Here is a 17,489-nt window from a genome sequence, read left to right as displayed (position 1 = left end):
GCGTGCGCGAGGTGAAGTCTTAGCCGGCGCCCTGGCCGAAGTAGGCGGCGAAGCCCTTGGCCAGCGCCTCGGCCATCGACTGGCGGCCTGCGGCGCTGGTCATCTTCGCCGCGTCGCCCGCGTTGCGCATGTTGCCGCACTCGATGAACACCTTCGGCACCGTGGACAGGTTCAGCCCGCCGAGGTCGTCGCGCCGGTCGAGGGCCTTCGTGCCGATGTAGCTGGAGTAGGCGATGCCGGTGCCCGAGTGGTAGGCGTCGCGCAGCGCGACGCCCAGCTTGGCCGACGGCTGCACGATCTTGGTGTTGTGCCCGGCGACCGGGGCCGGCTCGATGATGTGGAACCCGTGGCCCGACGCGGGCGCGCCGTCGCCGTGGATCGACAGCGCCGCGTCCGCGCGGGCCCGGTTGCCGATCGCGGCCCGCTCGGTCACGCACGGGCCGACGCCGGTGTCGTTCTTGCGGGTCAGCACGATGGTGGCGCCCTCGGCGCGCAGCAGCTTCGCCAGCCGGGTCGAGACGTCGAAGGTGAACGCCGACTCGGTGTACCCGCCGCTCGTCTCGGTGCCGGTCGTGTCGCACTCCTTGTGCCCGTTGCCGACGTCCACCTGCTTGGCGATCTCCGAGGTGTGCGAGGCGTTGCCGCCGTTGTGCCCGGGGTCGATCGCGATGACCTTGCCGCGCAGCCCGCCCCCCTCGGGCGAGGCGGGCGACGACCCCGCGGGCGCGGGCGGCGCGGACGAGGCGGACCCGCCCGCCACCGGCGGGCTCGCCGGATCGCCGGACCCGCCCGTGCCGCCGGAACCGCCGCACGCGGTGAGCACGGACGCGCAGAGCGCAAGGCCGGCGGTCGCGGTACCGCCCCGGTGGAATCGCACAGGCCGTCTCCCGAGATGAGTTCGTTACCAAACCAACCATGTCAGTCTGCACACCGCACCGGGTTCGTCAAAACGCAACCATTCGGTCACGCTCGCGAACCGGGAGAACGAGGACGGCCGCGCCCGCCCGCCCCGGTGGGGGCGCGGCGGCCGCGGCCGTCCGGCGCTCACTGGTTCTTCAGCGGAGCGGGTCCTCCCGGCCGAGCAGCGCGGCGAGCGCGCGGGCCTCCTCGGCGTCCAGCCCCAGCACGACGCGCGGCCGGCCCCACGGGTGGTCGATCGAGTGGGCCACGTAGCTGGCGACCGACTCGGGGACCCGCCCCGCCAGCCCGCGCGCGTGCCGCCAGTCGGCCCAGGCGCGCTCCAACTCGCTCGCCGCGCGCTGCGCGCACGACACCAACTCAGGATCACGCACGGATACCAACCCCCTGGCTGAACATGGCGCTTCGCGTGTCCCCTCGGCGGCCTCGCCGCCGGGCGCGGCCTCCCCCGAAGCCGGCCCGGCCCCTGCGGCTCCCCGGCCCGCCGAGCGGTGGATCCATTAACCCCCGGCCGCCGCCGGGCGGCGCGCTGATTGCAGGATGCTTGGCCGGGCCCTTACCGCCCGGCTACCCCCACCAGGGAAGATCGACCCGCCGCACACCGGGACCGCGCGATCCCCGGGCGCGGCGGCGCCCCGCCCGCCCGCCGGGTCACGGGCGCGTCAGGACGCGAGCACCTCGGCGCGTCAGGACGCGGGGGCCGGGCCCGTCGTCGCCCGCACCACCAGGTGCGGCACGACGAGGCTCTGCTGCGCGGTCCGCCCCGGCTCGGCGATCCGCGCGGTGAGCAGCTCGGCGGCGACCCGCCCCATGTGCCGGCGCGGCTGGTCCACGCTGGTCAGCGAGATGTGCCGGATCGCGGCGAGATGGGTGTTGTCGTAGCCGACGATCGACACGTGGCCGGGGACCGACAGCTCCAGCTCGTCGGCCGCCGACAGCACGCCGGTCGCGACGAGGTCGTTCGGCGCGAAGATGGCGGTCGGCCGCTCCGGCCGCGCCAGCAGGGCGCGCGCCGCCCGGTACCCGCCCTCCTCGGTGAAGTCGCCCGGCTCGACGACGATCTCGTCCGCCAGGCCGTGCCGCCGCATCGCCTTCTCGTAGCCGGCCCGCCGGTACCGGGCGGTGGTCGAGCGGGCGCCCTCGATGTGCGCGATCCGCCGGTGCCCGTGCTCCACCAGGTGGTCCACGGCGAGGCTCGCGCCGAGCTCGTCGTCGTCGACCACGATGTCCACCCCGACGACGTCGCGCTCCCCGACCACCACGACGGGAACGCTCGCGGCGGCGTCCTTCAGCGAGTCGGGGACGACCGACAGCAGCACCAGGCCGTCCACCCGCATCTCCAGGAACGCCTCGACGGCCTCGGCCTCGAACAGCGGATCCCAGCGGCCGCTGCCGACCAGCATCCGCAGCCCCTCCCCGTGCAGGCTCTCCTGGAGGCCGTCGAGGAACTCGGCGAAGAACGGGTTGTGCAGGTCGGCGACGATCGCGCCGATCAGCCGGGTGCGGCCCTCCACCAGGCTGCGCGCCACCGCGTTCGGCCGGTAGCCGAGCTCGCGGGCGGCCTGCAGCACCGCCTCGCGCCGCCGCTCGCTCACGTGCGGGGAGCCGCGCATCACCAGCGACACCAGGGACTTGGACACCCCGGCGCGCTCGGCGACGTTGCGGATCGTCGGCTTCGGACCCGGGCCGGGACGCTCCCCGGGCGTGCGGGGCGGCGGCACCGCGACCTCGCTCCGCGGCGGGGTCGCCTTGCGGGTGGGGCTACCTTCACTAGCTGACATGGCACTCCGTCCAGGGGCCTGCAGGACCTGCCGCCGCGGCGCCTCGAACCCGCCCGCGGGGATCGCTGCACCTGCCTCACTCGGGAGGAGATGCCATGATGCCCCGTCTTCCTCGCAAATGGTCGCGACGGGCGGTAACGGGCTGTCGCCAATAGGGGTTGGGGCCTGTGGTGTCCCGGGTCACAGCGCGCCGCCCACGCCGCCCGTTTCGTCACCGATAGGAGGAACCGCCCCGTTCGCGGCCAGGCGCACCACCGCGCGCCGCCACCTCGGATACCCTGCCCAGGTGGCAGATCGTGCGGTGGCCGGCGAGCAGGCCGGCAGCAGACAGGGCGCGTCCGGGCGCGGCCGCCCGGCCGGCGCGGGCCGTGCGCGGCGGCGCCTCAGCGTGGACGAACGCCGCGACGAACTGATCGAGGCCGCGCTGGAGCTGTTCAGCACCCGCCCGCCCGAGGACATCTCCATCGACGACGTCGCCGCCGCCGCCGGGGCGTCGCGCGCCCTCGTCTACCACTACTTCGGCGGCAAGTACGAGCTGTACATCGCCGCACTCGGCAGCGCCGCCAAACAGCTTTCGGTCCTGCTGGAACCGCCTACCGAGGGCAGCCCCCTGGAGCGGCTGAAGGTCTCGCTGGAGCGCTACTTCGACTTCGTGGAGAGCCACGCCGCCGGGTACACCGCGCTGCTGCGCGGCGGGCCGGCCGACCGGTCCGGCGAGGTCGGCGAGATCGTGGAGGGCATCCGCGAGCTGCTGCTCGGCCGCATCCTGCAGGCGCTGGAGATCGAGGTGCCGCCGCCGGTGCTGCGCATCACGCTGCGCTCCTGGATGGCGTCGGTCGAGACGGCGGGCCTGGACTGGCTGGAGAACGCCGACGTCACCCGCCCGCAGCTGGAGCGGTTGCTGGTCGACCAGCTCATCGTGCTGCTGCACGTCGCCGGCAACCACGAGCCGCGCATCGCCAAGCTGTTCAACCGGCTGGCCCAGGAGGAGATGACCGCCGGCCCCCGGGCCTGACCGCCGGCCGCCCGGGACCGTCACGGTCCGTGACGCCCCGGCGCGCGCCCGCACTCCGGGGATGGAAGTGCCTTACCTCCAGGCGCGCGAATGTCCCGCTCGCGTCCACCCGCCCAGGACTAGGGCGCGTGGCTGCGAACGGGACATCCGAACAGACGGTGAACGGCCCGGGACCGCGATTCTCGGATGATCGTGGTCCCGGCCCCTCGTTCAGGAGACCCCTGAACCGCCCCGGCGGGCGCCGGATCAATGCGACACCGGCGTGCCCGGGGGTTCAGCGGCCTCCTGACCGCCCCCCGTGTGCGCATCCCCGAGGACCGGCGGGATCTGCGCGGTATCCGCCGGCCGGGGTGCGTTACTCCGAACGCTGCTGCGGAATTCCCGCCAGCAGCGCCCGCACCTCGGCCTCGCGGTAGCGGCGGTGGCCGCCCAGGGTGCGGATGGACGTGAGCTTGCCGGCCTTCGCCCACCGCGTGACGGTCTTGGGGTCGACGCGGAACATCGTCGCCACCTCCGCCGGCGTCAACAGGGGCTCGGCCTCGGGCGTACGTGCTGACATGATGTGCGGCCTCTCCTCCGTGGACCGATGACAGCGATCCTGCGATTTCTTACGCGTGGTCGTCCGATGTCGCTATATGGCCCGAAAGAGCCATAATGACATCACAACGTGTAACCTTGCCACCACTGAACGCAACAAGCAAGTACCTGACGGTACGGAACACCCCCGCGGGCGTCAGCCCCACCCGATCTGCTCCGTGGCCACTGGGTCACGCTGCGTGATTCTAGCTACACGTATAGTCGTATCGCGCAGAGTTTCGGGAATTTTGTTCAGTTCGCGCGACCGGACGGGCCCGGACGCCGCCCCGGCACCGCCCGGACGCCGCTCAGTTGGCGCTCTCCAGCGCGCGCACGGGGCGCCAGCGGGCGAGCAGCCGCTTGTACATCGCGACCGCCAGCTCCACCTCGCCGCGCGCCATCGCGGCGAGCGCGACCGCCGTCTCGGCGACGGACTCGTCGGACCGCAGGGCGCGGTCGTCCATCAGGTGGACCAGGCCGCCGTAGTCGAGCTCGACCAGGCCGCCGGGATGGAACTCCGCCAGCCACCGCCCCAGCTCCTCCAGGCGGCCGGCCGCGAGCGGCGGGGAGCCGCCGAGCCCGGCGTCGCCCTCCCCCACGTTGGCCCGGACGACCGGCAGCGCGGCCGACAGCCGGCGCCGCGCCTCGGACATGGCGGTGACATAGACGAGGGTACGCGCCGGAGCGGTCGTCGCGGGGCCGCGACGTGCCAGGTCGGCGGCCGCTTCCGGAACCTGCGGGGCGGCGGCGGGGCCCGGGGCGCCCGGCGCGGCCGCCCCGCCGAGCACCAGGCAGCGCTCGCCGGCGGTGAACGGCACGAACCAGGCGAGCGGCACGTGCCAGTTGCTCGACGCGATGAACGGCCGGAGGGAGCGGCCCGAGCGCTTCCAGCGCTCGAACTCGGCCGCCGCCGCCTCGGCCGCGACCGGCGGCACGAACGCCGCCGCCATCGCCCGCGACTGCTCGGCCCGGAACCGCTCGAAGGCGAGCCAGCAGCGCAGCCGGGTCTGCCACGGGCTGATGTAGATCATGTCGCCGTCGCGGCGCACGTAGGCGTGCCGGCTCTCCCGGTCGGGCGCCACCTCCGGCGGCGCGGCGACGAGGCGGCGCGCGGCCTCGGCGTGCTCGGCACCGAGGGCGTGGGCCCGCCGGGGCCGGCGCCGGGAGTCGGCGTAGGCCGTCCACAGGGTCCGGGCCGGCTCGGGGAACGCGGTCACCGGCTCGTATACCCGTAGGTAGGCGGCGTACGGAAACACCCCCGCATGGTGACACGAGACCGGGCGGCGCGCCGAGACCTTCGCCGCGTCCGCGCCCGCCCCGCCGCACCGCGCCAAGGCGACCTGCGCCGCCTTGGACTGGTCGATAAGCAATAAGTGAGCATCACTTCACTTAGTGTTAAGGTAGCGCCTCCCCTCTTTTCCAGGAGTTGCGCATGCCGGACCTCGCACTTGCCGTCGCCTACGCGCGCAAGTCCCACAAGGGTCAGGCCCCGCGGGGGCGCGGCGAGATCAGCACTCACGATCAGCATCGCGAGATGCGCGAGGGGGCCTGCGCTCTCGGGATAGAGATCGCGGAGACGCATTCGGACAGCGAGAGCGCTTGGACCGACAAGGCCCACGCAGGTTGGGACGCGACACTCGCAGCGATCGACAGCGGCGAATACCACGTTCTGATCCTGCACGCCATCGACCGCATGAGCCGCTTGGGCGGCTACTCGCGCTTCGCCGAGGACATCAAGCGGCGGGTCGCACGCGGCGAACTTCGCGTCATCGGGCTGCTGGACGACTATGACTCCGCCCTCTACCGCGACCCGGAGACGGCCGCCCACGAGCTGGACAAGCATCTCATCGCCGCGCGACGGTATTCGGACAAACTGTCGAAGCGCATCCGAGCGAGCAAGACCCGGCACCGGCTCGGAGGCGGACATGTCGGCAAGCCCGCCTACGGATGGCGCATCGCCGATCCGGAGAACCGGAAGATCGAACGCGACCCCGACGAGTGGCCGATCGTGGAACGCATCTTCACAGAGGTCGCCGCAGGGCAGAAGGGGCTGATGGCGGTCGCGCGAGCGCTGAACGCAGAGGGGGCGCGTACCCGGCGGGATGCGGAGTGGTCCTCCCGAACCCTCCACGGAATGATCAACAATCCGGTCTACGAGGGCTTCTTGAGCACCACCGACGTGGCCGGAGGCGTCCATCGCTACCTGGACGGCGAGGGAAACCCTGTGAACATCCTTGCGCCAGGTGCCTCGCCGATGCCGCCCGCCCTCGTCAGGGAGGCACGAGCGGCGCTGACCGGACGCGCGCACCACGGAAGCAGGCGGGCGGCCAAGCAGGGGGTCGCCAACACCGACCTGTGCGGCCTGCTGAAATGCCCTGGTTGCGCTGGACCGATGGTGAGCGGCGGTCTTCGCTACCGCTGCGCCAAGACCGCACGAGGCGGAACCTGCCCGCAGCCGTCCAACATCGTCCGCCACCGAATCGAGTCGCTCGCTTGGGAAATCGCCGCTCAGATCGTCACTCGCCTGGACCCCCGGAATCCCGATGACCGGCCCACTTTGGCGGCTATCGCGGAAGCATGGAGCGCAAGAGAGCGTCCCGGCAAGGCAGAAGAGTCCGCCGCCGCACGCAACGCCGTGAACGCGGCCCAAAAGACCCTTGACCGCGTCACGCGCAACGCCCGGCTGGGGGTGTACGACAACGACGACAAAGGACTTGCACGAGATCTACAGGAGACCCGGCTCGCCCTGAGGGTGGCTCAAGAACGGCTCGGGGAGGTCGAAGACGAGATCGCCCTCGCTCTTCCTTGGGCCGGAGCGGACCTTGCAGCACCGGAACTCGTTGAGGCCTGGGCATCGGAACCCGGCCCCCGACGTCGAGCGATCCTCGGTTCAGTTCTCGCCGAAGTGCGTGTTGCCCGCGCTCCCGCCGGGACCCGGAGGTTCGACGCCTCGCGGGTGAGCTACCGGGTGCAAGGTGGCGACGCATGGGTCACGTGCCCGAGCGGAGTTCGCTCGGATCGACGGGCAGGTCGCGACAGGAGCGATCAAGCGATGGAAGTACCGCCTGGTACACACGGTAGTGATGGCCGTCACTCCTGGTCGTAGCATGACCAGGACACCCGCTCCCGCCCCCACACCCCCAGGGGCGGGGGCACCTGCATACCCGCAGGGGCGGGAGGACCTGCATACCCGCAGGTCAGGATGAGAAAGGTACCTCTACCGTGCCCAATGTCTTCGGGTCGCCCCACAAGGGCAACGGCACCCGACACGAGCAGGTCGTCTTCTGCCAGGACGAGGCCAGCGGCCTGCGCGCGATCATCGCGATCTACTCCACGGCCCTCGGCCCCGCCCTCGGCGGCACCCGCTTCTACCCCTACGGGTCGGAGGACGAGGCGCTCGCCGACGTGCTGAACCTGTCCCAGGGGATGGCCTACAAGAACGCCATCGCCGGGCTGGACCTCGGCGGCGGCAAGGCCGTCATCATCGGCGATCCCGCGACCGGCAAGTCCGAGGCGCTGCTGCGCGCCTACGGCCGGTTCGTGCAGTCGCTCGGCGGCCGCTACTACACCGCCTGCGACGTCGGCACCTTCAGCGAGGACATGGACGTCATCGCCCGCGAGTCGCGGTACGTGACGGGCCGCACCGTCGCGCACGGCGGCGCCGGCGACTCGTCGGTCCTCACCGCGTTCGGCGTGTTCCAGGGCATGCGCGCGGCGGCCGAGACCGTCTGGGGCTCGCCCACCCTGCGCGGGCGCCGCGTCGGCGTCGAGGGCGCCGGCAAGGTCGGCCACCGGCTGGTCGAGCACCTGGTCGAGGACGGCGCCGAGGTCGTGCTCTGCGACGTCAGCGAGGCCGCGATCGAGCGGGTCCGGTCCCGGCACCCGGACGTCGAGGTCGTCGCCGACAACGCCGCGCTGATCGCGTCCGGCCTGGACGTGTACGCACCCTGCGCGCTCGGCGGCTCCCTCGACGACGCGACCGTCCCGGCCCTGTCGGCGGCGATCGTCTGCGGCGCCGCCAACAACCAGCTCGCCCACCCCGGCATCGAGAAGGCCCTCGCCGACCGCGGCGTCCTCTACGCCCCCGACTACGTGGTGAACGCCGGCGGCGTCATCCAGGTCGCCGACGAGATCGGCGGCTTCGACTTCGAGCGGGCCCGCGCCCGCGCCGCCGGGATCTACGACACCACCCTGAGGATCTTCGCGCTGGCCGCCGAGGAGGGCGTGCCGCCCGCCGTGGCGGCCGACCGCCTGGCCGAGCGCCGCATGACCGACATCGGACGGCTGCGCGGCATCCTGCTGTAACGTGCGTCACATCCGGCACGGGGCCGGGGCGCGGGCCGGAGCGGCCCGCACCCCGCTCCGTGTCGCGCCGGTCGGTGAAGTCGCGATCAGTGGATACACTGGGCATCTCCGCAACGAGCGTGCCGCCACGTACTGACGATGTACCGAGCCGGGCGCAAAACGGGTACGGTTGTATCCGTGACTGACGCATGGCTCATCAGGCACCGGTTCGTGTGGTACACGCGCGCGTTGATGGGCCCACGAAAGCCCTGACCATCGAGGGGGTCGAGCCAATGGGTCGCGGCCGAGCCAAGGCCAAGCAGGTGAAGGTTGCCCGCCAGCTCAAGTACAACAGCGGCGGCACAGATCTCGACCGCCTGAGGAACGAACTGGGAGCCGGCGACTCCCCCGCCGGCGAGGACTACGACGAGCTCGCGGAGAAGTACGCCGACTACGCCGACGACTACGGCACCGACGACCGCAAGGAAGGCACGTCGGGCCGCTAGCTCGCAGCAGGACACGACGACACCGCCCGGTCTCGCAGGATCCGGGCGGTGTCGTCGTGTTCCCGGCCCCTCCGTCGCTCAGGGGGCGGCCAGGGCGCGCCGGACGGACGTCTCGGGCGCGCCGAGGACGCGCGGGTCGGGGCGCAGCACCAGGCTCCCCGTCGCCTTCAGCATGGCCAGGGGCTCGCGGGCGTAGCCGGCGAGGGTCGGCTGGGTGCGGCCGTCCAGGCTGTCGTCGCCGACGCCCCAGGCGGTGATCCCGGCGGCGCGGCAGAGGGCGACGGCGCGCGGCAGGTGGAAGTCCTGGGTGACGACGGTCAGCTCCCGCACGCCGAAGATCCGGCGGGCGCGGGCGCAGGAGTCCCAGGTGTCGAGCCCGGCGAAGTCTCGGACGATCTTCGCGGCGGGGATGCCGTGCGCCACCAGGTAGTCGCGCATGACGGTCGGCTCGTCGTAGTCCTTCGTGCGGTTGTCGCCCGACACGAGCAGCACCCGCACCTTGCCGCGCCGGTACAGGTCGGCGGCCAGGTCCAGGCGGCGGGCGAGGAGCCCGGACGGCTCGCCCTTGACGATGCCGGCGCCGAGCACCAGCGCGACGGGCGCCGCGGGGACGTCCGCCGCCGAGCGCCAGTAGGGCCCGGTGTCGGCGTACGCCCAGCCGAGCGGGACGAGGACGGCGTACAGGGCCAGCGCGGCCGCCACGCCGAGCGGCGCCGCCCAGCGGCGCAGCCGGGCGGGCGGCCGGATGTGGATCATGCTGGTTGGACGCCGGACCGCTAGGCCAGGTTCGCGTTCCCCGCGCCCGGGACGATCTCGCCGAGGACCCAGGACGGGACGCCGCGCTCCGCCAGCAGCCGCAGCGCCGCGTCGGCGGCGTCCGGCGCCACGATCGCGGCCATGCCGACGCCGAGGTTGAACGTCTTGTCCAGCTCGGCCCGCGGCACGCCGCCGTGCTCGCCGAGGAGGGTGAACAGCGGCGGGACCGTCCAGGAGCCGCGCTCCAGGACCGCGTCCGCGGTGGCGGGCAGCGAGCGGGCCAGGTTGGCCGCCAGGCCGCCGCCGGTGATGTGCGCGAACGCCCGGACGGTGCCGGTCGCGGCGAGCGCCAGGCAGTCCTTGGCGTAGATGCGGGTCGGGGTGAGCAGCTCCTCGCCGAGGGTGCGGCCGCCGAGCTCGGCGGGGGACGACTCCAGCGCCAGGTCGCTGTTCGCCAGGATGTGGCGGACCAGGGAGTAGCCGTTGGAGTGGATGCCCGACGACGCCATCGCGATCACCGCGTCGCCCGCCCGGACCCGCTCGGGGCCGAGCAGGGCGTCCGCCTCGACGACGCCGGTGCCGGCGCCCGCGAGGTCGAACTCGTCGGGCCCGAGCAGCCCGGGGTGCTCGGCGGTCTCGCCGCCGACCAGGGCGGCGCCGGCGAGCGCGCAGGCGTCGGCGATGCCGCCGACGATGTCGGCGATCCGCTCGGGCACGACCTTGCCGCAGGCGATGTAGTCGGTCATGAACAGCGGCTCGGCGCCGCACACCGCCAGGTCGTCCAGGACCATGCCGACCAGGTCGTGGCCGACGGTGTCGTAGACGCCGAGGCGGCGGGCCAGGTCGACCTTCGTGCCGACGCCGTCGGTGGACGTCGCGAGCAGCGGCCGCCGGTAGCGCAGGAGCGCCGAGGCGTCGAACAGCCCGGCGAACCCCGAGGCGTCGTCGACGACCTCGGGGCGCCGGGAGCGCGCGACGCGGGACTTCATCAGCTCGACGGCGCGCTCGCCCGCGGCGATGTCGACGCCGGCGGCCGCGTAGGAGGTGGTGGGGGAGGTGCTCACCGTACGGGCTCCAGCAGGTACTTGCCGCGGGCCGCCTCGCCGACCGGGATCGGGTAGACGCCGTCGAAGCAGGCGCGGCAGAGCCGCTCCTTGGGGATGCGGGTCGCGTCGATCAGCTCGTCCAGCGAGACGAAGCCGAGCGAGTCGGCGCCGATCGAGGCGCGGATGCCCTCGACGTCCAGCCGGCCGGCGATCAGCTCGGCGCGGGTGGCGAAGTCGATGCCGTAGAAGCACGGCCAGGACACCGGCGGGCTGGAGATCCGCACGTGCACCTCGGCGGCGCCCGCGTCGCGGAGCAGCGCGACGACCTGCCGCTGGGTGTTGCCGCGCACGATCGAGTCGTCCACCACCACCAGGCGCTTGCCGGCGATGGCCTCGCGCAGCGGGTTCAGCTTCAGCCGGATGCCGAGCTGGCGGATCGTCTGGGACGGCTGGATGAACGTCCGGCCGACGTAGGAGTTCTTGACCAGGCCCTGCCCGTAGGGGATCCCGGACGCCTCGGCGTAGCCGATCGCGGCGGGCGTGCCCGACTCGGGCGTCGGGATGACCATGTCGGCCTCGACCGGGTGCTCGCGCGCGAGCCGGCGGCCGACCTCCACCCGGGACGCCTGCACGACGGTGCCGGCGATCGTGGTGTCGGGGCGGGCGAGGTAGACGTACTCGAATAGGCAGCCCTTCGGGCGGGCCTCGGCGAACCGCTCCGAGCGCACCCCGTCGCCGTCGATCGCGACGAGCTCGCCGGGCTCGATCTCGCGGACGAACCGGGCGCCGACGATGTCCAGGGCGGCGGTCTCGGAGGCCACCGCCCAGCCGCTGTCCTCCCACCGGCCGAGCACCAGCGGGCGGATGCCCTCGGGGTCGCGGGCGGCGTAGAGCACGCCCTCGTCCATGAAGACCAGCGAGTAGGCGCCGCGGGTGATCGGCAGGATCTCCCGGGCGGCCGCGAGCGGGCCGCCGCCGTGCGAGGACAGCAGCGCGGTGAGCACCTCGGTGTCGCTCGTCGCGGTGAGGTCGCGGGCGTTCAGCCGGGCGGCGAGCTCGGGGGTGTTGATCAGGTTGCCGTTGTGCGTGAGGGCGAGCCCGCCGTGGTCGTTGGACCGGAACGTCGGCTGGGCGTTCTCCCAGGTCGGCGAGCCGGTCGTGGAGTAGCGGCAGTGGCCGACGGCCAGGTGGCCGCGCAGCGTGTTCAGCACCGACTCGTCGAAGACCTGGGCGACGAGGCCCATGTCCTTGAAGACGACGATGCGCGATCCATCGGACACCGCGATGCCGGCCGATTCCTGGCCGCGGTGCTGGAGCGCGTACAGCCCGTAGTAGGTCAGCTTGCTGACCTCGGCCCGGGCCGCTTCGGCCGGGGGCACCCACACGCCGAAGACCCCGCAGGCGTCCTGCGGAGCGCGGTCGGAGGGATCGAGGTCGTGGCTCAGACGTCCGTCACGGAGAGGCACGCCCGCCAGTCTAGTTGCCGCCCTCACCTGCTCCGATCGGCGCGGTGCCTTACGGGACCTTTACCCGGCGGTTCCGCGCCGCGGGGCCGGGGCGCGCGACGCTGGGGTCTTGACAACCGGCGGACGGGCGGGTTCGACGCGAGGGGGACGCATGACGATGCCGGGCTACCAGACCTACGCGCCGCCGTCGGCGCCCGCGCGGTCGGGCCTCGCGAAGGCGTCGCTGGTGCTCGGCGTCGCCGGGCTCGCGGGCCTGGTGCTCTGCCTCGCCGGGATGCTCCCGGCGGCGGCGGGGCTGGTGCTCGGGCTGGTCGCGATCGCCCGCGGCCCGGCCGGGCGGCGCCAGGCGCTGATCGGCGTCGGCTGCTCGGCGCTCGCCCTGCTGGTCGGGTCGCTGGTGCTGTTCTGGCTGCTCAGCAAGGCCGCCGAGTGCGGCGACCAGGCCCGCTACCCCGACCAGGACGCGCGGGCGCGATGCATCGAGCGCGAGTTCCCCTTCGCCCGCGAGACGTCGGCGCCGTAGCTGAGACGAAGATCACTGGGCCGGTGCCGGGCCGCTCAACCGCCCTCCGCGAGGGCCCGCACGGCGTCCTCGTCGAGGGCGGCGGCGTAGATCCGCACGTCGGCCAGGCGGCCGCCGAAGCCCGCCCGGCCCGGTTCGGCGCCGAGGTGGACCGGGCCCGCCGGGGTGACCACCGGGTGCTCTAGCGGCGCGGCCACATCCAGCTTGCCGTCCACGTACAGGAACATCCCGTCCCGGTCGACGACCAGGGCGAGCCGGGTCCAGGCGCCGGGCGCGAGGGCGCGGCGGCTGTCGACGAACTCGGGCCCGCGCACGGTGAACAGCTGGACGCGCAGCCGGAACGAGTCGGGGTAGAGCCAGATGCCGAGGGCGCGCGCGTCGTCCTCGCCGACCGGCTGGTAGAACAGCCCGCGCCACTCGCCGGTGGGCGCGGCGGCGGGGTCCGGCGCGGCGGCGAGCGCCACGGTGAAGCCGAAGACCTGGCTGAGCGCGAGCCGCGGCGCGGCCGGCACGACGGCGCGCCCGCGGCCGTCCAGGACCAGCTCGCCGCCGGTGCCGGCGCCGTCGCTCGCCGGGACGATCCCGGCGTGCTCGTCCAGCGCCGCGACCAGGCCGCCGGCGGCGTCGCGGACCGAGCGGCCGGCCACGTCCCGCACGTCGAAGGTCCAGTGCGCGACGAGCATCAGGGTCACCTCCGCGGTCCCCCGATCCGGTCGTGGCCACCACGCTGGCAGCCCGGCCGGGCCGGCACAAGCCCCAACGACCGACAGGCCGGGACGGAACGGGAAATATGGCTGCTAAGCGGGGTCGACCGGGAGATAGGCCGAAAGGTCGGCGCGGGAGCCGCTCGCCCGGACACGCCCGGCCGCGAGCGCGTCGTCCCAGGCCAGGCGGCCGGTGGCGAGATCGATCCAGGTCACGGCGTCCATCTCCACCACATTCGGCGGGGTTCCACGGGTATGGTGCGGGCCGTCGATGCACTGCACCGCCGCGTGCGGGGGCACCCGGACCTCGACCGAGCGTCCGGGCGCGCGCTCGGCCAGCCGGCCGAGCAGGTGCTGCACCGCCCCCTTCAGCACCGGGCGGGCCACCCCGGCCTCCCGGCCGGGCGCGGCGAGCACGGTGTCCAGCGCGGCACGGCGCAGCTCGGCGGGCTCGTCGCCGCCCCGGTGGGGCGGCAGGCCGAGCGCGGCGCGCTGCTCGTCCAGCACGGTGCGGGTGAGGGGTGAGCGCGGCATCGGAACCCACGCTAGCGGGTGGATTCGCGGTGGGTCGGCCGCGGGGGCGCCCCGGTTGCCGGTACAAATGTGACAGAAGTGACGAGGCCGTGGCAGCCGGGGGCGCGCGGCTCCGGGGACGGGCAGGTTCGGGGGGAAGACCGCAGGCCGCAGGACGCGGCCGCGGCTGGACACGGAGGTTCTTGCGATGGCCGAGGCGCTGCCCCTGCAGCCCGATGATCCGCGCCGGCTCGGCGGGTACGAGATCGTGGGCCGGCTCGGTGTCGGCGAGCAGGGCGCGGTCTTCCTCGGCCGGTCGGGCGGCGGTCCCGCCGGCCGGTCGGTCGCGGTCAAGCTGCTGCACGCCCGGCCCGGCGGCGATGCCGCGGCCCGCGCCCGCTTCACCGGCGCGTTCCGCCGCGCCCGCGCGGTGTCGGGCTTCTGCACGGCGGCGATCGTCGCCGCCGATGTCGAGGACGGCCGCGCCTACATCGTGGCCGAGTACGTGCACGGGCCCTCGCTCCAGCAGCTCGTCGTCGAGGAGGGCCCGCGCGGCTCGGGCGTCCTGGAGCGCGTCGCAGTCGGCACGGCCGTCGCGCTCGCCGCCCTGCACCGCGCCGGCGCCGTCCACCACGACCTGAAGCCCGCCAACGTGCTGCTCGGCCCGGACGGCCCGCAGGTCACCGACTTCGGCGTGGCGGCGGGCCTGGAGGCGATCGGCGCCGCGCCCGGCGGCGTCGCGGGCGAGCCGTTCTATCTGGCCCCCGAGCAGCTCAGCGGCTCGGGCGCGGGCCCGGCCGCCGACGTGTTCGCCTGGGCGGGCACGCTGCTGTACGCCGCGACGGGCAAGGCGCCGTTCGGCGACGACTCGACGTCGGAGGTCACCCAGCGGATCGTCTACGACGACCCCGACGTGTCGGCGCTGCCCGAGTCGCTCCAGGAGATCGTCGCGGACGCGCTCGCCAAGGCGCCGGACGAGCGTCCCGAGGCGCGCGCGCTGCTCGGCCGGCTGCTGGCCGAGGACGGCCCGCTCGCCGGGCGGATGCCCGCCTCGCTGGCGGCCGAGGGGCGGGCGCTCGCGGCGACGCCGCACGCCGTCCCCGCGCCCGCCGCGCCGGAGGCCGAGGCCGAGCCGGAGCCGGAGGTCGTCCCGGTGTCCGGGTCGCCGGCCCGCGCGGACGCCGCGGAGACGAGCGCCGACCTCGCCGCCGTCCCGGCCGACGAGACGAGCGCCGACCTCGCCGCCGTCCCCGGCACCGGTCCCGCGCCGGCGCCGGAGCCGTCCGGCGTGGACCATCCGACGCAGGCGATGGCGGCGATGCCGGCCGCCGTCCCGTCCCCCGCGCTCGCCGCCGCGCTGCGGCGCGCGGCCCGCGACACCGACGACCACCCGACGTCGCTGCTGGAGCCGGTCCCCGGGGCCGCCCCGGGCGAGGCGACCGCGCTGATCCCCGGGCTGCCCGGCGAGGACGCGCGGGGCGACGCCCGGACCGGCGGCGCGGGCGACGGCACGGCCGTGCTGTCGCTGCCGCGGCTGAAGCGCGGCAACCACGTGCTCGGCGTCGCGCTGTCGCTGACCATCGGCGTGCTCGTCGGCATCGCGATCATCGCGCTGGTGCTGCTGCCGCAGCTGAACAGCGACGACGACGCGCCCCCCGCCTCGTCGGGCGGCGCGGCCACCGGGCCGGTGAGCGCGATCCCGCAGACCTTCGCCGGCACCTGGAAGGGCACCGCGACCAACAGCCGCAACGGGATCTCCTTCCCGATCGAGCTGACCCTCCAGGCGGGCGCGAGGACGGCGACGGCCGTCTACCCCAAGGAGGGCTGCACCGGGACGCTGACCTTCACCAAGGGCACCGGCGCCAGCGTCCAGATGGCGCTGGCGATCGCCAAGCCCTGCACGGCCGGCGCGGTGCAGATCACCCGGCAGCCCGACGGCTCGCTCCAGTACGTGTGGGCCAAGGCGCTGCCCGGCGAGCCCGGCTACCAGGGCAGGCTGAGCCGCAGCTGAATCCGGTTCATAGGTCTATGTCCAAGTTGGGGGCATAGGCCGCTTAGATCCACTAAGGTGCCTCGGACGATCCTCCGAACCCCCGACGCGGGGCGCCGCCCCGGCGCCGCGCGCTGACGAAGGAGTCCTGCCTTGCGGGTTGCCTCCCGACGGGCGCTGCTGGTCGGCGCCGTCACCGCGGCGGTCGGCACCGCCGCCGCCGTCCCCGTGCTGGCCGCCCAGCACCGCGGCGCCGACCTCGTCCCCGTCGCCGCCACGGCCGGCACGCCGGTCCCCGGCCGCTACATCGTCACCATGAAGGGCGACGCGTCCGCGCAGAACGCCGCGAACCAGGCGCGCGCCACGGCCGTCCAGAAGTTCGACACGGTGCTGAACGGCTTCGTCGCCAAGGCGAACGCCGACCAGCTCGCGCGGCTGCGCAGGGACCCCCAGGTCGCCGCCATCGAGCAGGACCAGATCGTCAAGATCTCCGACACCCAGAAGTCGCCGCTGCCCTGGGGCCTGGACCGCGTCGACCAGCGCAGGCTGCCGCTCAGCAAGTCCTACGGCTACAAGACCAAGGCGGCCAACGTCACCGCCTACGTCATCGACACCGGCATCGCCAAGGGCCTCGGCGAGTTCGGCGGCCGCGCGGACGTCGCCTGGGTCGCCTCGGAGTTCAACGGCAACGGCGCCGACTGCAACGGGCACGGCACGCACGTCGCGGGCATCCTCGGGTCCAAGACCTACGGCGTCGCCAAGGGCGTCAAGATCCGCGCCCTGCGCGTGCTGGACTGCAAGGGCGAGGGCTACATGTCCAGCATCGTCTCCGCCGCGCAGTGGCTCCGCACCCACGCCGCCAAGCCGGCCGTCGCGAACATCTCCGTCGGCGGGCCGAAGTCCGCGGCGCTGAACACCGCCGTGATGAACCTCTCCAAGTCCGGCGTCTTCGTGTCGGTCGCGGCCGGCAACGCCGAGAAGCCCACCTCGGACAAGAACGCCTGCCACTACTCGCCCTCCAGCGCGGGCTGGGTCGAGACCGTCGGCGCCACCACCTCGCACGACAACCGCCCGAGCTGGTCGAACTACGGCAAGTGCGTGGACATCCACGCCCCCGGCTACGCCATCACCTCGACCTGGCCGAAGGCCGACTCCAGCGGCCACTACCGCAAGTCGCTGAGCGGCACGTCGATGGCCACCCCGTACGTCAGCGGCACCGCGGCCCTCTACCTCGCCACCCACCCCAAGGCCACCTTCCCGCAGGTGCAGAAGTGGCTGAGCGACAACTCCACCAAGAACCGCATCGGCGGCCTGCCGAAGGGGACCGCCAACAAGCTGCTCTACAAGAGCAACCTCTAGATCGTCCCGCTAGGATGGCCCGGCCCCCGCACCGGGGGCCGGGCCACCACTC

17 protein-coding genes are annotated in these 17,489 nt (G+C 73.8%); 7 read left to right on the top strand and 10 right to left on the bottom strand.

The window, feature by feature from the left end; all coding sequences use genetic code 11:
• Window positions 1–19: 19 nt before the first annotated feature.
• The 3 genes from K1Y72_RS06910 to K1Y72_RS06900 form a co-directional block, all read right to left on the bottom strand.
• Window positions 20–877 carry an N-acetylmuramoyl-L-alanine amidase gene (locus K1Y72_RS06910; RefSeq protein ID WP_220164330.1) on the bottom strand — a complete coding sequence of 286 codons (858 nt, stop codon included), beginning with the start codon at window positions 875–877 and terminating at the stop codon, window positions 20–22.
• Between the two features lie 178 nt (window positions 878–1,055).
• A complete protein-coding gene (locus tag K1Y72_RS06905; RefSeq protein ID WP_220164329.1) occupies window positions 1,056–1,292 on the bottom strand; it encodes a hypothetical protein in 237 nt (78 codons plus the stop codon).
• 312 nt (window positions 1,293–1,604) lie between these two features.
• Complete coding sequence (locus K1Y72_RS06900) at window positions 1,605–2,699, bottom strand: LacI family DNA-binding transcriptional regulator (protein ID WP_258571999.1); 1,095 nt, start codon at window positions 2,697–2,699, stop codon at window positions 1,605–1,607.
• Window positions 2,700–2,985: 286 nt separating this feature from the next.
• On the opposite strand from K1Y72_RS06900, the gene K1Y72_RS06895 reads away from it, so the two are divergent.
• Complete coding sequence (locus K1Y72_RS06895; RefSeq protein ID WP_308286936.1) at window positions 2,986–3,714, top strand: TetR/AcrR family transcriptional regulator; 729 nt, start codon at window positions 2,986–2,988, stop codon at window positions 3,712–3,714.
• A gap of 355 nt (window positions 3,715–4,069) precedes the next feature.
• On the opposite strand, the gene bldC is transcribed toward K1Y72_RS06895, so the two are convergent.
• Together bldC and K1Y72_RS06885 are read right to left on the bottom strand one after the other, a co-directional pair.
• A complete protein-coding gene (gene bldC, locus K1Y72_RS06890; protein WP_012850682.1) occupies window positions 4,070–4,273 on the bottom strand; it encodes a developmental transcriptional regulator BldC in 204 nt (67 codons plus the stop codon).
• 325 nt (window positions 4,274–4,598) lie between these two features.
• Window positions 4,599–5,546: a DUF8083 family protein gene (locus tag K1Y72_RS06885; RefSeq protein ID WP_220164327.1), complete on the bottom strand. Its 948-nt coding sequence runs from the start codon at window positions 5,544–5,546 to the stop codon at window positions 4,599–4,601.
• Window positions 5,547–5,722: 176 nt separating this feature from the next.
• Here K1Y72_RS06885 and K1Y72_RS06880 point away from each other — a divergent pair, with 176 nt between their 5' ends.
• The 3 genes from K1Y72_RS06880 (at window position 5,723) to K1Y72_RS06870 (ending at window position 9,080) form a co-directional block, all read left to right on the top strand.
• Window positions 5,723–7,396 carry a recombinase family protein gene (locus K1Y72_RS06880; protein WP_220164325.1) on the top strand — a complete coding sequence of 558 codons (1,674 nt, stop codon included), beginning with the start codon at window positions 5,723–5,725 and terminating at the stop codon, window positions 7,394–7,396.
• A 116-nt stretch (window positions 7,397–7,512) separates the two neighbouring features.
• Window positions 7,513–8,595: a Glu/Leu/Phe/Val family dehydrogenase gene (locus tag K1Y72_RS06875; protein WP_220164323.1), complete on the top strand. Its 1,083-nt coding sequence runs from the start codon at window positions 7,513–7,515 to the stop codon at window positions 8,593–8,595.
• 272 nt (window positions 8,596–8,867) lie between these two features.
• Window positions 8,868–9,080 carry a DUF3073 domain-containing protein gene (locus K1Y72_RS06870; protein ID WP_220164507.1) on the top strand — a complete coding sequence of 71 codons (213 nt, stop codon included), beginning with the start codon at window positions 8,868–8,870 and terminating at the stop codon, window positions 9,078–9,080.
• A gap of 78 nt (window positions 9,081–9,158) precedes the next feature.
• Here the strand turns inward: K1Y72_RS06870 and K1Y72_RS06865 are convergent, their stop codons facing one another.
• The 3 genes from K1Y72_RS06865 to purF all read right to left on the bottom strand — a co-directional run bounded on the left by K1Y72_RS06865 (window position 9,159) and on the right by purF (window position 12,348).
• Window positions 9,159–9,836 (bottom strand): SanA/YdcF family protein, encoded by a 678-nt coding sequence (locus tag K1Y72_RS06865; protein WP_220164321.1) that lies wholly within the window; start codon window positions 9,834–9,836, stop codon window positions 9,159–9,161.
• A gap of 20 nt (window positions 9,837–9,856) precedes the next feature.
• Window positions 9,857–10,825, bottom strand: coding sequence for a phosphoribosylformylglycinamidine cyclo-ligase (gene purM / locus K1Y72_RS06860; RefSeq protein WP_372452843.1), 969 nt, complete (start codon window positions 10,823–10,825; stop codon window positions 9,857–9,859).
• A gap of 71 nt (window positions 10,826–10,896) precedes the next feature.
• Window positions 10,897–12,348 carry an amidophosphoribosyltransferase gene (gene purF, locus K1Y72_RS06855; protein WP_220164317.1) on the bottom strand — a complete coding sequence of 484 codons (1,452 nt, stop codon included), beginning with the start codon at window positions 12,346–12,348 and terminating at the stop codon, window positions 10,897–10,899.
• 151 nt (window positions 12,349–12,499) lie between these two features.
• Between purF and K1Y72_RS06850 the strand changes: the two genes are divergently transcribed.
• Complete coding sequence (locus K1Y72_RS06850) at window positions 12,500–12,871, top strand: DUF4190 domain-containing protein (RefSeq protein WP_220164315.1); 372 nt, start codon at window positions 12,500–12,502, stop codon at window positions 12,869–12,871.
• Window positions 12,872–12,906: 35 nt separating this feature from the next.
• Here K1Y72_RS06850 and K1Y72_RS06845 read toward each other — a convergent pair whose 3' ends face one another.
• Window positions 12,907–13,554, bottom strand: coding sequence for a LamG-like jellyroll fold domain-containing protein (locus K1Y72_RS06845; RefSeq protein WP_220164313.1), 648 nt, complete (start codon window positions 13,552–13,554; stop codon window positions 12,907–12,909).
• A gap of 114 nt (window positions 13,555–13,668) precedes the next feature.
• Complete coding sequence (locus K1Y72_RS06840) at window positions 13,669–14,109, bottom strand: sterol carrier family protein (protein WP_220164311.1); 441 nt, start codon at window positions 14,107–14,109, stop codon at window positions 13,669–13,671.
• Between the two features lie 187 nt (window positions 14,110–14,296).
• Between K1Y72_RS06840 and K1Y72_RS06835 the strand changes: the two genes are divergently transcribed.
• Together K1Y72_RS06835 and K1Y72_RS06830 are read left to right on the top strand one after the other, a co-directional pair.
• Window positions 14,297–16,099, top strand: coding sequence for a serine/threonine-protein kinase (locus tag K1Y72_RS06835; protein WP_220164309.1), 1,803 nt, complete (start codon window positions 14,297–14,299; stop codon window positions 16,097–16,099).
• Window positions 16,100–16,231: 132 nt separating this feature from the next.
• On the top strand, window positions 16,232–17,437 hold the full coding sequence (locus K1Y72_RS06830; RefSeq protein WP_220164307.1) for a S8 family peptidase: 1,206 nt from the start codon (window positions 16,232–16,234) through the stop codon (window positions 17,435–17,437).
• Window positions 17,438–17,489: the final 52 nt, after the last annotated feature.

It is taken from the genome of Actinomadura parmotrematis, from assembly GCF_019458805.1.
GTDB classification, from domain to species: Bacteria; Actinomycetota; Actinomycetes; order Streptosporangiales; family Streptosporangiaceae; genus Spirillospora; species Spirillospora parmotrematis.
Note: the sequence above shows the minus strand (reverse complement) of the source record. Positions and strands in the feature narration are given on the sequence as shown.

What these genes read in the sequence shown, in the direction of transcription:
- K1Y72_RS06835 (WP_220164309.1), top strand. Translation starts at nt 14,297, where the DNA reads ATGGCCGAGGCGCTGCCCCTGCAGCCCGATGATCCGCGCCGGCTCGGC.
- purM (WP_372452843.1), bottom strand. Translation starts at nt 10,825, where the DNA reads ATGAAGTCCCGCGTCGCGCGCTCCCGGCGCCCCGAGGTCGTCGACGAC.
- K1Y72_RS06840 (WP_220164311.1), bottom strand. Translation starts at nt 14,109, where the DNA reads ATGCCGCGCTCACCCCTCACCCGCACCGTGCTGGACGAGCAGCGCGCC.
- K1Y72_RS06850 (WP_220164315.1), top strand. Translation starts at nt 12,500, where the DNA reads ATGACGATGCCGGGCTACCAGACCTACGCGCCGCCGTCGGCGCCCGCG.
- K1Y72_RS06845 (WP_220164313.1), bottom strand. Translation starts at nt 13,554, where the DNA reads ATGCTCGTCGCGCACTGGACCTTCGACGTGCGGGACGTGGCCGGCCGC.
- bldC (WP_012850682.1), bottom strand. Translation starts at nt 4,273, where the DNA reads ATGTCAGCACGTACGCCCGAGGCCGAGCCCCTGTTGACGCCGGCGGAG.
- K1Y72_RS06865 (WP_220164321.1), bottom strand. Translation starts at nt 9,836, where the DNA reads ATGATCCACATCCGGCCGCCCGCCCGGCTGCGCCGCTGGGCGGCGCCG.
- K1Y72_RS06900 (WP_258571999.1), bottom strand. Translation starts at nt 2,699, where the DNA reads ATGTCAGCTAGTGAAGGTAGCCCCACCCGCAAGGCGACCCCGCCGCGG.
- K1Y72_RS06870 (WP_220164507.1), top strand. Translation starts at nt 8,868, where the DNA reads ATGGGTCGCGGCCGAGCCAAGGCCAAGCAGGTGAAGGTTGCCCGCCAG.
- K1Y72_RS06880 (WP_220164325.1), top strand. Translation starts at nt 5,723, where the DNA reads ATGCCGGACCTCGCACTTGCCGTCGCCTACGCGCGCAAGTCCCACAAG.